Here is a 13,086-nt window from a genome sequence, read left to right on the forward strand (position 1 = left end):
GAACTGGATTAGAACCTATGACGAATATTGGCAAGTTTGATTATATTATTGCAGGCGGTGGAGCAGCAGGCTGCGTTCTGGCAAACCGCCTTTCAGCTGATCCTGACATCACTGTATTATTGTTAGAAGCAGGCAATGACGAAAAATGGATTTGGACCAAAATTCCTGTCGGTTATCTGTATTGTATAAATAATCCGCGCACGGACTGGTGTTTTAAAACCGAACCTGAAGCCGGATTAAATGGCCGCTCTATCATTTATGCACGCGGAAAAGGGTTAGGCGGTAGTACGCTGATTAATGCGATGTTGTACATACGTGGACAAGAACGTGATTACAATGAATGGGCGACTTTAACAGGGGATAGCAGTTGGTCGTGGGAACATTGCCTCCCTGTCTTTAAAGAAGTAGAAGATCATTGGCAAGGTGACAGCAAAAACCACAGTAAAGGTGGCGAGTGGCGAGTTGAACAGCAACGCTTATCATGGGAAGTTCTGGATCATTACACAACCGCAGCTCAGCAGGCTGGCATTCCTTTAAGCAGCGACTTTAATGGTGGAGACAATCTGGGTGTCAGCCAATTTGAAGTTAACCAAAAGAAAGGAACCCGCTGGAGTTCGGTACGCGGATTTCTTGACCCAATACGCTCTCGCCCTAACCTTAAAATCGTTACTGGGGCACTATCAGACAAACTTATTCTCGATGGAAAGCGTGTAACCGGGATCGAATATACTCAAGGCGGGGAGCAGTTCTCGGCTAGCTCACGTATTGAAACGATCCTATCTTCAGGTTCAATCGGTTCTCCTACGATTTTACAACGCTCAGGCATTGGCGACCCGAAAACGCTAACCGAACTGGGTATTCCTGTTGTGCATGAACTACCTGGCGTAGGTAACAATTTACAAGATCATCTGCAGCTTCGTACTGTATTTAAAGTAGAAGGAATTAAGACCCTCAACCAGACAGCTAATAGCTTATGGGGCAAAGCAATGATGGGATTAGAATACGCCTTATATCGACGTGGACCTTTAACCATGGCTCCAAGCCAACTAGGTTTATTTGCCTACTCAGACGAAAGCGTAGAAACACCCGACCTAGAGTTTCATGTACAACCGTTGTCTCTGGATAAGTTTGGCGACCCGTTACACAAATTCCCTGCGATTACTGCCAGCGTCCTCGATTTAAGACCTAAGTCTCGTGGCACTGTAACCATTTCAGATAGAAACCCAAACAGTGCGCCCAAAATTGCCCCAAATTACCTTTCTCATGAAGAAGACCAAATTAAAGCAACCAAGGCATTACGTTTAGCGAGAAAAATCTCAGAACAACCCGCATTAGAGCCCTATAAACCTAAGGAATACGTGCCGGGCGTAAGCTTTCAAACGGACGAAGAATTGGTACATGCAGCAGGTGATGTTGGTACCACAATTTTCCACCCTGTTGGAACCTGCAAAATGGGGAAAAAAGATGATCCAACCGCTGTAACAGATAGTCGTTTATGTGTTCTTGGAATGACCGGATTACGCGTGGTGGATGCATCTATTATGCCGACGATTACTTCAGGAAATACCAGCTCACCGACAATTATGATTGCTGAAAAAGGATCACGAATAATTCTGGAAGATAGAAAAAAGGCCTAAAAGCCTGATATTTCTTTAGATAATGGAGCCTTCAGGTTGTCAAATATGCAACCTGAAGGCTCGCTAAAGTAAGATAAGAAATGTGATAACTGTTTAAGATTTATTACTTAGCAAACAACTCAGATTCAATATTCTTAAACGCTTTAAACTCTAATGAATTACCCGAAGGGTCGGCAAAGAACATCGTACCTTGCTCCCCTACTTCTCCTTCGAAACGGATATAAGGTTCGATAATAAACCCATCGATAAACCCCTTAACCTTTTCAGCCAGCGCATGCCATTCATCAAACTCTAATACGACACCAAAATGCGGCACCGGCACACCGTGACCATCTACAGCATTATTCAATGCATTCACTTTTCCTTCTGGCCCTAATTCCTTATTGCAATGAACAACCAGCTGATGACCAAACATATTAAAATCAATCCAGTCTGCTGTGCTTCTGCCTTCTGGGAAGCCCATTTTTTTCCCGTAAAAATCACGTGCTTCTTCAATATCACGTACTTGAATGGCTAAATGAAAGGGCGTTAATGTCATGGTTAATCCTTACTAAATGTTGAATAACGATATTATAGAATAATCCCTTATTCTGTTTCCGACCAGACAAGAATTAAACTAAATAACGCGAACGTTTAAATGTAAATTAATGTTGCTGGAGTAATCACATACGTGAAATAAAACTACTGATGACTGTCACAATTATTAAGACACTTCCCGATACGCGAAGCACTTGATTCTTTTTACCTGTTAACAAAAAAATAATTATCAAGAGTACTCCCAAAGTTCCACTAATCAGGGTTATCCAATTAAACAATGTAAGATTCATCAAACTTTCTCCATACTAAATTTTAAGTGCTTCATTACTAAATAAGCTAAAAGAGCAGGTGTAAAACATACAGATCCCATCTGTAAGTAATTTACCCAGTCTTAAGACTGGTATCTCCCTTAACCTTTTCTAACGATGAAGGCTTGGCTTTATAAAACACAATGACATTCCCCAAAAGTGCTAGCACCAAGCCGATGATTGCAATTGGCGTAAAAGTATAACCTTCAACAAAGGCAGAAATTGTCAGTGCAACTATGGGAAATAATACCGTGGTATAGGCCGTTTTGTTTGCGCCTATTCGTGCAATCAAGCTTAGGTAAACAGCAAACGCAAGAATACTACCGAGCAAGACTAAAAACGCAAAGGACCATAAATATTCAGGACTAAAATCAAAACTAAATCCTCCTACGCGCACCAGGCTAATCACAAACATGATAATTGAACCGTACAACATTCCCCACGCCGTCGTAGTAGACATTGCCAGTTTATGTTTATTGTGGCGTACCGTTATCATGTTTCCTGAGGAGAATAAAAAGGTACCAGTAACAGCAAATGCGACACCTAGTAATCTAGAATGAGACTCATTGGATTGCATGCTTACGAAGTCTGGATAAAACAGTAAGGTTATGCCTATAACGCCTATAATCGCACCGATGACTGTATTTCTACTTGGCTTGAATTTGTGCCACATAAGGTTGTTTAACACATTGAAAATTGTCGCCATGGAAAAGATCACCGACAACAAGCCGCTTTCGACATCCAAAGTGCTGGCAATATAGAAAAAGTAGAAATTAAGACAAAATAAACAGGCACCTTGAAGCATGCAAAAGAAGTGATCAGCAAGTTTTAAAGGCTGTAAACGCTTAGTCAGTAGCAAGAAAATAAACATGATTACAGCTGCCGTAAAAAAACGATAGAACACCGAATTTTCAACGGGTACAACACCTGTCTGAAACGTAATGGCGATCCAGGTTGTACCCCAAACGACTACGATAAGTAGGTAAAATAGTGCGGTGATCATAACTTCTATCTCATTTCATCTTCTATTAAATCAGCATTTACAGAAGCGCCAAAGAAACGAAGTATAGGAGCCTTAAATTGATCTGGCATTATTTATTTGGCTGAAACCAATATTCTTTAAACGACCAGCACTCCCTGAGTTTTACTTACAGATATTGTCGCGCTGACACCTGCACTAAAATCAAGATAGTCATTTTCAAGGCCATCTGAAAAGATCACACCATTCTCCGCCATCTTAGAGGTGAGAACTAACGGCTTCTTCTGATCCACTCTACCGAATACCAAATCGGTTTGAGATTGCTGACTAGGGAATGGCTCCCGAACGGTGTAATACAAATACTCACTATCCCATTCAAAACCGTTGGCGATCTTTTTTTGCACCGGTCTGCCTGCAATTCCTGAAGCGCCTGCGATTAAACTTTTAAACCAACCCGTCGAACCTAGACCAGTGCTGATGATAACTCCACTGGAACTGTGGCTTTCTTTTTTGCCATTCCATTCCACATCATAACGTGCTGAAGTGTGCGATTTAGGGCCAACAAACAAATCATTAACCGCTAATAAACTGTCGCCCAAATTTGTTGTTGCTTCAGCCATAGTGATAGTTTTGAAATTCATCTTCTTTGCTAAAACATCAGCTAAAACTAACGGTAAATCCCCAGCAGTAAATGGCAATAACACACCATCAAAGCTCTGCGGAGAGGGATTGATAGCTATCACTGATTGACCTGTAAGGTATTTTAACGTGTTTGCTACCAATCCATCTTGGCCAAGTACAACCACAATGTCATCTCGAGAAAATTTATAGGTGGGTAAGTACGAACGATCTAACTGCTGCACCCTGCCCGATGCTTTTAAAAAACTAAGCACTTGTTTATGCACGGTATGAAACAAACCATCTTCCACCTCATACTGCTCAAAGGATTCGCCTAAATGCTCAATGTAAAACTTAGCTTGCCCTAAGGTGCCGTACTTCTGTTTCAACTCGTGCAAACGAGTGTGACGGGTTACCAATATTAATTTTCTGTCAGTTTCCATTGTGATCACCTCTTTCTTTTAAATAAGCTATTTGCTATTTGATAAGTGACTGCAATAACTCTGGCGAAATATTCAAGTTGCCCACCTTATTGCCTTCCTGAGTCAAGTTTTCAAACGATTGAGCGATTAACTGTGCTGGCGCCATCTTGCTCATTGCCAATGCTTTCAACACTTCAGCAGGAACCGAATCATAAGCTTTAAGCTGCTTTTCGATGCTGTAGGCAGACGTATCTGCCTTCGCTTTCTCATTGCCCGTTTCAAGCTCTATCAAACTTTGACGCTGCTCTTCTTCGGCGATGGCGGCTTGCATGTTTTCTTCATTTAACACATTACGTTTTTTCATCACCGCACGCTCAGCTTCGATTTTCGTTTCCTGAATCTCCTGCTCTTTGCGCTGCATCGCGACTTCTGTTTCGAGCTCCGATTCCTTTACTCGCTTTTCCTGGTCAATACTGGCTAAGCGACGTTCGTAAATCGCATCATCCGCTTCTTTCAATAATTGCTCACGAATCTCAGCTTCTAAGGCTTTTTCAGTTTCAGGTGTCGGCGAAATGGCGACGATCGATACATCGACAATGGTCACGCCTAAATCAGCCAGTGCTTTATTGCTTTGTAAGGCCGTATCAAGCTCTTTCACCAACTTCGGCGCCATGCTTAATGACGCTTTCAATTGTTGCTGCTGGATATTATCCCTAAGCAACACCTGCACGCTTCTCAACACACGCTCATCCAGTTTTTGCGGATCTTCTGACAAGTATTTACCTTTCTTATCGATAGTGAAGTTAAGCATTTTCGATACCGCTTCGGCGTCAGAAATACGATAAGTCACCTGCCCTTGCACCGTTACTTTCTGGAAATCTTCCGATTGCAAACGAAACGCAAACGGCAATTCCTTGCTGGTTACAGGTACGGCAACCAGTGATGTTTTTGGGCCGAAATAATAAAAGCTCATACCGACACCCTGTTTAACTGCTCGACCTTTTTGATACTGAATCAAGTGAGTTGAAGGGTCTGATTTTATGTAGTTAATTCCAAACATGATTGACCTCCTGTTAAATGAAAAATAGATTAATTGTCTCAGAGACATTTAATGCTTAGATAGATAATTGTCCTTGAGACACTAATTGTCAAATGTTTTTTTTAACTTTTTTAATTATTTGCTTTTTAAACAACGACTTGCTATTTTGTCTTTACGACAAATAAACTCGTTTTTATAAGATTTATCCAAAATCTATGACAAAAGAAAACTTCAAATCCCCCTTACTTACCGTTGATAGTGTGTTATTCACCATTAAAGATAACTCGCTGAAAATTCTATTGTTAAAGCGGAAGAATTCACCATTTCAAAATAGCTGGGCGCTACCGGGTGGGTTTATCGATGTGGATAAAGATAATTCTGCAGAAGACACGGCAAGTCGTAAATTAACGGATAAAACCGGCGTGACACCCCCCTACTTAGAGCAATTAAATACGTTTTCATCCAAGAGTAGAGACCCGCGAGGCTGGAGTGCTTCAATCGCCTATTTTGCGTTGATAGCACATGAAGAAACTAATTTAGATGTAACACCTAAAAACGATGAAAATGCGCAATGGGTGGATGTTGAAAACCTGCTGGATGAAACGGCTGATTACCAGCCGTTAGCCTTTGATCACCAGCAGATCTTTCAATTCGCATTGGAACGCTTAAAGCAAAAGGCGCTGTATTCGATGCTACCCGTGTTTTGTTTACCCAAGGAATTCACACTTGGTGAATATCACACATTGATTGAAATAATTCTGGGAAAGTCCATTCAGAAAAAAACCTTATATCGCCGCTTTGAAGCTTCGAATATGTTCGAAGAAACCGGAGAAACAGTAGCAACAGGCGCAAGAGCAGCAATGTTATACCGATTAAAAGAAGATGCGGAACTGGTGAATTTTGAAAGAAATTTAGGTTAATCGATCACACATTTATCTAACGCATCAAACAGAAACAAACTGAAAAAACAATTCACTCTATAATTATTTCATACCCACCCCCCTACTTTGGAGGGCTTTTTTTAAGCGATGATTTACTCTGAAAAGTGATTGGCTAAATATTCACTGAACGCCTCATATATTGTTTCTGCTATTTTCTAATATGCAGCTCAAATAGTATTTTCACACTACGTATTTGTAACAATTCAACTACGTTTATCTACGGATTATCTAAACAACTGAATCCGAGTATCTTCATATCTCGATAAAACGAACAATGAGGAAATTGAAAATGACTAGTATAAATATCGGAATTAATGAAGAAGGCAGATTGAAAATAGCCGAAGGCTTAAAAAAACTTTTAGCTGATTCATACACCCTTTATTTACAAACCCATAACTTCCATTGGAATGTAACAGGCATGCAGTTTCGCGAATTACATTTGATGTTTGAAGAGCAGTATACTGAATTAGCGACTGCGGTCGATGATGTTGCAGAGCGTATTCGTACTCTGGATGTTCCTGCTCCCGGAACTTATATTGAGTTCTCAAGATTAAGTTCTATTGCCGAAGTTGAAGGCGTGCCAAGCTCTATGGAAATGGTTGAATTATTAACCAAAGGTCACGAACAAGTGATCAAAACCTGTCGAGAAGTATTGAAGATTGCTCAAGAGTTTGAAGATGAATCTACAGCGTCTTTGGTTTCTGATCGCATGGTCATTCATGAAAAAACAGCATGGATGCTAAGAGCAACAACTAAAAATTAATCAACAAACCAAGATAACTTAGGACAATGCAGGACGGGTGAGAGGCAAATAAAATGCTTAGAAATATCAAACTGAGCCTATGGGGTTTTCTCATTGGATTGAGCGGTTTGTGGATACTGGCAAATTTGTCTCTCCCGGAAGCGCTGAACTTCAAATCCATCCGCGATCTGTTTATTCAGTACTCTGGTGTTATCGCCATGGGCGCTATGAGTATCGCGATGATTTTAGCCCTGCGTCCGGTTTGGCTAGAACCCTGGTTGGGTGGGCTGGATAAATCCTATCGCTTGCACAAGTGGCTGGGTATTTCCGCACTCACCGGTTCGGTTTTACATTGGCTTGCCAAAAATGTGCCTCACTGGGCGATTGATCTGGGTTTGATGGAACGTGGCGCACGTGGACCACGACCAGATCCCGCTACATTAAGCGCAGCTCAGCAATTCTTTAATGAGCTGCGCAAACCCGCTGAATTTGTTGGTGAATGGGTTTTCTATGCGGTGGTGCTTCTGATCGCGCTCGCATTAATTAAACGCTTTCCTTATCGACTCTTCGCCAAAACCCATAAGCTGCTTGCTGTTGCTTATTTAGCGTTAGTATTCCACACAATCGTGCTATTGGACTTTGCTGCGTGGACCAAACCACTAGGCATTTTTATGGGACTTTTATTATTGGCAGGTACGGTGTCGGCGGTTTTAGTTCTGACAAATCAAATAGGCAAGAAGCGACAGGTAGAAGGGACAATAGAAACGCAACTCCACTTCCCTGAAATGAAGGTACTTGAAACATCCATTCTGCTGAAAGACGGCTGGAAAGGTCACAAAAGTGGGCAATTCGCTTTTGTTAATTTTGATGCCAAAGAAGGACAACACCCTTTCACCATTGCCTCTGCATGGAACGCGAAAGATCCTCATATTACTTTCATCACCAAGGGATTAGGCGATTACACTGATTTACTTCCTGAACAATTACACAGCGGCAATAAGGTAAATGTTGAAGGCCCTTATGGTTGTTTTACATTCGACGATAATAAAAAACGCCAGATCTGGATTGGCGGTGGCATTGGCATCACGCCCTTTATCGCTCGTATGAAACAGCTCGCTCAACATCCAGGCGGACAAGCCATTGATCTTTTTCACAGCGCGACAGAATTAGCACCCGAGGCGCTGGAAAAGCTAACCGCAGATGCCGCGGCGGCGAATGTAACATTGCATGTGATGATCGACAGTCGTGACGGTTTTCTAACCGGAGAAAAAATACGAAATGCTGTTCCCGAATGGCAGTCAGCCAGTTTCTGGTTCTGCGGTCCTGCGGGATTCGGCTCAGTATTACGTAAAGATATGTCGGCTAATGGTTTGCCCAAAGGTGCTTTTCATCAAGAATTATTCAATATGCGCTAGGTAGACGCACATCGCCAACAACGGAAAAAATGATAGCGGCTAAAACCGCTATTATTGCGCGATCAAGCAATGCTTAGAGAATTCTCTGCCCCCACTACTTTTACACAATTTTACATAGCAGCCATATTTTCTTTTACTTTAGTCTTCTAAACTTATTGTATAAAAACTGAAAGTTCTTCAAAGGCAATAGACACACTATGAAATCACATATTATGACAAAGTACTCATCTACTGGTGCAATCAGATTCGCGACAACGGTGGCGATGATGACAGCAATTACAGCTGCGATGTTTGTATCCGCATCAGCAACAGCAGAGCAACCAAGCTTTACAACCGGTGTTGCCACTCAAACCAATGCGGGTCTAATTGATTGTGGAGATAGGTCTCGAGTTAGTGCCGTAGGCGAAATAAAATCTGAAGATGGAAAAACCTGGACTGTTCCCGCTGACACCCAATTTACAACGGCAACAAAAGCCACAGACCTATACAACGAATGTGGTGGCAAAAAATTAGACTCTCTGGCAGATTTGGACTTATCAACAGTACCGGTAGTTGATGCAAGTGGGAATGGCGCTGGTAAGGAAATATTCACCGCCTACATATTCCCCGATAACTATTTTGAGCTATACATCAATGGCGTTTTAATTGCTGTCGATCCCGTTCCATTTACACCGTTCAATGCCAATGTAGTGAGATTCAAAGCCGACTACCCATTCAACATCTCCGTAAAAATGGTGGATTGGGAAGAGACCCTTGGACTAGGCATGGAAAGTAATCGTGGCACAAAATTTCACGCCGGTGATGGAGGTTTCGTCGCACACTTTCAAGATGCTGATGGTAAAACGGTTGCACTTACTGACAGTAGCTGGAAAGCACAAACCTATTACACCGCTCCTATTGTAAATAGAAAATGTTTAGTGATAAACGGTGAAGTAAGAGACAGTTCTGCGTGTAATCAACAATCGGTTACCAGCTTTGAAACTGCTTCGGCAGCGCATTGGGCTATTCCTGAAAACTGGATGAAAACAGACTTTGACGACAGTGCATGGCCTGCCGCTTCAATCTTTAGCAACGACACAGTAGGTGTAGATAATAAAAAATCCTATACCAATTTCACTGAAATTTTTGACACAAAAGGTGCTGATGCAGAATTTATATGGTCATCAAACCTGGTGCTGGATAATCTGGTATTGCTTCGAAAAACAGTAAAATAAATTCAATAGAAGAGACCCAAATCATGCGCAATAATATTTTATTCTCAGTGACTATTCTCATTCTAATGGTTAACACTGGTATTTCTGCACAAGACAATTCAACCTATGAAAACCCAATCAAAGCCAATGAAAATGACAAACAACGCCCGCCTAAAAAGCCTGATGTCCAACTAAACGTTCCTAGCGTAAGTGAGAGCATAAACAGCGAAGCTTGCTCACGCATTAAAGCATCAGTGGCGACAGCTGGTTTTAAAGATGTCACGGTAACGTGTGATAAAACTTACGCCTATGTGCAATCAGACACTTATCCCGATCATAGCTTGATGAATGGAATCACCGGAACCAATGAACAAATTCCTGTGCCAGCGCTAAATTATGCAGCCCCGATTCTATTACACCCTGAAATATCTGACACCAAAACAAGTATTGATGCTGCTTTAGGCGTGGCGATTAACGGTGTGCCAATCTACGATTATTCAGCGCAAGGTGAGATTGATTTACACGGTTACGATGCGACTAAAGATACAACAAAACTTGGTCAGCTTGATGAATGTGGTGGCCATGCCGGTCGCGGTGATGATTATCACTATCACGCTAAACCCACTTGCATGATTGATTCAATGGAGAATGTCACCGACGCAACAATCATCGGCTGGGGTTACGATGGCTTCCCATTATATGGTGATGCAAACCCAGACGGTTCAGCCATTACAAAAGGTGACCTGGACGTATGCAATGGCCAAGCAGATAAGCAATTCGGCTATCGCTATCACACCTCAGTTGAAGCGCCCTATATTATCCAATGTTTAGTGGGAAAAGTAGATACCAGCATTTTACCCAGAGTCGCGCCATTAAAAGGTGCTGCAGCGCGAGCAGACTTAAGACCACCTAGAGAAGGTGTCGAAAACCTTAAACATGTTAAAAAAGAAGACGGTACTCGCACGCTCAATTACACCTACAAAGGTACTGAGTATTACACGCGCTTCAAGCCTTCAGAAACCAAGGCGAATTGTTATGATTTTGAGCAAAAAACGATTAGTAATAACGGTGCAGTTGAATCAGGTACCTACTGTCGTTAATGGGTAAATTATTAGAAAGTTAAATAAGTCCTAGGGGGATTCGTAATGCCACCCCCTACTTACAACCGTTTTTTCATATTGTTTGCACATTTGATGCTTACTATTCGATTATTATTAAACAGCGTTTATTACGAGTTTGGCTGTAAACATATATTAATTAACAGTATTTAAATAACAGAGTTAATTAACAGAATATTGACTATTGCAGGTCGTTGATTGGTAGCTTCTAAGTTAAAAATTAAAATAAGGAAACGGTTAGAAATAAGATTTACTCTCAAAAAAACTTACTAAATGATTTTTAGAATAAACTCAGGGCACTTTTCTTGTACAATCCTGTCTCATCCTATAATTTCATTTATCATTTATTCATCATTAACCGGATTAAACTAGATTTAAGTAAGAACTATATTATGTCGAATATACTAAACACAGAATTTCAACAAGTAAGAACTGGAAACTCCAACTCCTTACGCACATTAATCAGCCGTACATTAACGATTGCTTTTCTCGCGGTGTTTTTACAGGGCTGCGAACTTGATGATGGCACTGATAGCGATGATGATGAGCAAACCGTTGTTTATAGCACTGACGGTGGAACAGATACTCTGGATAATGACGACAAATATGAATTGATTTTAAGAGCTGATAGCACTTATTTGATTCTGGAAGATAATCTCACCGAAATTAGTATTCAAGGTGATGATAACTACCTTGTGATAGACAGTGATACCAGCATTGCTTCAATAAGCATAAACGGTGATGACAACATCATTACTGTCGAAGATGATGTCAACTTAACCGTGGATCAACTGACTATTCAAGGCAATGGTAATTCTGTGACCGTTTACGATATCGGTACTTATACCGAAACAAGCGATACCGATGAAGCTGATAACCTGGCATGTGAAGTCAGCCAGAATGGCGCTTGTTTGTAAGTCATTACACTCACATTTAATATAAAAAACCGAGCGTGTCTCGGTTTTTTATTGCCTGTAAATTATACAGAAACAACTATCTCCACAAAAGTTACGTAACTTTACATTCGCTACAAACCTTTCACATTACTTCCATAATGCTTCCATTTTCTGGTTTTAAAGTACCTTCCATGTTTCGAAGAGAAGCAATTTATTAAATTTTATACGTAAGCATTCTTTTCAATATTTTAGCTTTTGATAGCAAGGTATTGATAACGAAAAAATGATTACGTAACGCTAATTAAATAACAAGGGTTACAAAAAAGTAACCATAGGAAAACAAGATGAAAATGAAAACCAAAATTATATATTCACTCTCAACCGTGGTTTTAGCAGGTATGGTTTTTAATGCTCAAGCTACTGATTTTAATTACAACTTCATAGAAGGTTCTTACGAAAATTACGATCTGGATGGTACTGATGCCGATGCAGGCAAACTTTCTGGATCTTATGAATTAACACCAAACATTAATATCATTGGTGATTACGCTGCGGGCAACATTGATAGTTCTAACAACTCTGCGGGTGACTCTGAGCTCGATTTTCAGAACTCAGCCATTGGTTTTGAATACCACGCCCCAATTGCTCCAAAAACGGATATCACTACCAACATTAAATACATCAATCAGGACATTGATACGCTAGACGATGATGATGGTTACGGCGTTGGTGTGGGTGTCAGACATAAGGTTACTGACAAAGTAGAACTCGATGCAAATCTGGACTACTACGACATAGATAATAGCGATGACACTAGATTGAAAGTCGGTGCACGTTACTACTTCAACAAATCGATTTCTGCTGGCATAGGTTATTCCGCGTCACAAGAAGATACAGACACTATCTCCGGCAATATTCGTTGGGGTTTTTAAACAGATAAATAAAAAATCTCTCTCCTTACGGTTCATAGGCCTTCCTTCCTATTGGACCCTTCCACACCTACTGATTTATCAGTAGGTGTTTTTTTTCGTTAAACAAACACCACTTTATTTCTATTCTTAAAAAAGTGCCTGTAAGTGGGGAGGTGCCTTTTATTTTTTGATGACCTTAGTCACATTCTTCTCATTTGCCTAACAAACATAAAACAAACATAAAACAAACATAAAACAAGAATAACACAGCATTCAACGGTCACTTTATTAGCTGTTTGGCGTCTTTATTTGCATAAAACCATACGCACA

12 protein-coding genes are annotated in these 13,086 nt (G+C 40.8%); 8 read left to right on the forward strand and 4 right to left on the reverse strand.

Annotated features, from left to right (window positions below; translation table 11 throughout):
* Nucleotides 1-17 precede the first annotated feature (17 nt).
* Nucleotides 18-1,637: a GMC family oxidoreductase gene (locus tag OO007_RS02405; RefSeq protein WP_325807600.1), complete on the forward strand. Its 1,620-nt coding sequence runs from the start codon at nucleotides 18-20 to the stop codon at nucleotides 1,635-1,637.
* A 103-nt stretch (nucleotides 1,638-1,740) separates the two neighbouring features.
* Here OO007_RS02405 and OO007_RS02410 read toward each other — a convergent pair whose 3' ends face one another.
* The 4 genes from OO007_RS02410 to OO007_RS02425 all read right to left on the reverse strand — a co-directional run bounded on the left by OO007_RS02410 (nucleotide 1,741) and on the right by OO007_RS02425 (nucleotide 5,561).
* On the reverse strand, nucleotides 1,741-2,175 hold the full coding sequence (locus OO007_RS02410; protein WP_131904430.1) for a VOC family protein: 435 nt from the start codon (nucleotides 2,173-2,175) through the stop codon (nucleotides 1,741-1,743).
* 380 nt (nucleotides 2,176-2,555) lie between these two features.
* Nucleotides 2,556-3,485, reverse strand: coding sequence for a DMT family transporter (locus OO007_RS02415; RefSeq protein WP_325807601.1), 930 nt, complete (start codon nucleotides 3,483-3,485; stop codon nucleotides 2,556-2,558).
* Between the two features lie 116 nt (nucleotides 3,486-3,601).
* Nucleotides 3,602-4,522 carry a sugar kinase gene (locus OO007_RS02420; RefSeq protein ID WP_325807602.1) on the reverse strand — a complete coding sequence of 307 codons (921 nt, stop codon included), beginning with the start codon at nucleotides 4,520-4,522 and terminating at the stop codon, nucleotides 3,602-3,604.
* A gap of 34 nt (nucleotides 4,523-4,556) precedes the next feature.
* Nucleotides 4,557-5,561 carry an SPFH domain-containing protein gene (locus OO007_RS02425; RefSeq protein ID WP_299879053.1) on the reverse strand — a complete coding sequence of 335 codons (1,005 nt, stop codon included), beginning with the start codon at nucleotides 5,559-5,561 and terminating at the stop codon, nucleotides 4,557-4,559.
* A gap of 194 nt (nucleotides 5,562-5,755) precedes the next feature.
* On the opposite strand from OO007_RS02425, the gene OO007_RS02430 reads away from it, so the two are divergent.
* From OO007_RS02430 to OO007_RS02460, 7 genes are all read left to right on the forward strand, one after another.
* The gene (locus OO007_RS02430; RefSeq protein ID WP_325807603.1) at nucleotides 5,756-6,460 is read left to right on the forward strand and encodes an NUDIX hydrolase; all 705 of its coding nucleotides are present in this window, start codon (nucleotides 5,756-5,758) and stop codon (nucleotides 6,458-6,460) included.
* Between the two features lie 310 nt (nucleotides 6,461-6,770).
* Nucleotides 6,771-7,244, forward strand: a complete 474-nt coding sequence (locus tag OO007_RS02435; RefSeq protein WP_131904435.1) for a Dps family protein — start codon at nucleotides 6,771-6,773, stop codon at nucleotides 7,242-7,244.
* Nucleotides 7,245-7,297: 53 nt separating this feature from the next.
* The gene (locus tag OO007_RS02440) at nucleotides 7,298-8,638 is read left to right on the forward strand and encodes a ferredoxin reductase family protein (protein ID WP_325807604.1); all 1,341 of its coding nucleotides are present in this window, start codon (nucleotides 7,298-7,300) and stop codon (nucleotides 8,636-8,638) included.
* Nucleotides 8,639-8,835: 197 nt separating this feature from the next.
* On the forward strand, nucleotides 8,836-9,852 hold the full coding sequence (locus OO007_RS02445; protein ID WP_325807605.1) for a hypothetical protein: 1,017 nt from the start codon (nucleotides 8,836-8,838) through the stop codon (nucleotides 9,850-9,852).
* A gap of 23 nt (nucleotides 9,853-9,875) precedes the next feature.
* On the forward strand, nucleotides 9,876-10,931 hold the full coding sequence (locus OO007_RS02450; RefSeq protein WP_325807606.1) for a YHYH protein: 1,056 nt from the start codon (nucleotides 9,876-9,878) through the stop codon (nucleotides 10,929-10,931).
* Nucleotides 10,932-11,341: 410 nt separating this feature from the next.
* Nucleotides 11,342-11,866 carry a hypothetical protein gene (locus OO007_RS02455; RefSeq protein WP_325807607.1) on the forward strand — a complete coding sequence of 175 codons (525 nt, stop codon included), beginning with the start codon at nucleotides 11,342-11,344 and terminating at the stop codon, nucleotides 11,864-11,866.
* A gap of 329 nt (nucleotides 11,867-12,195) precedes the next feature.
* Entirely contained in the window at nucleotides 12,196-12,777 is a 582-nt protein-coding gene (locus tag OO007_RS02460) for an outer membrane beta-barrel protein (RefSeq protein ID WP_325807608.1), read from the forward strand.
* Nucleotides 12,778-13,086: the final 309 nt, after the last annotated feature.

It is taken from the genome of Cocleimonas sp. KMM 6892, from assembly GCF_035798195.1.
Lineage (GTDB): Bacteria > Pseudomonadota > Gammaproteobacteria > Thiotrichales > Thiotrichaceae > Cocleimonas > Cocleimonas flava.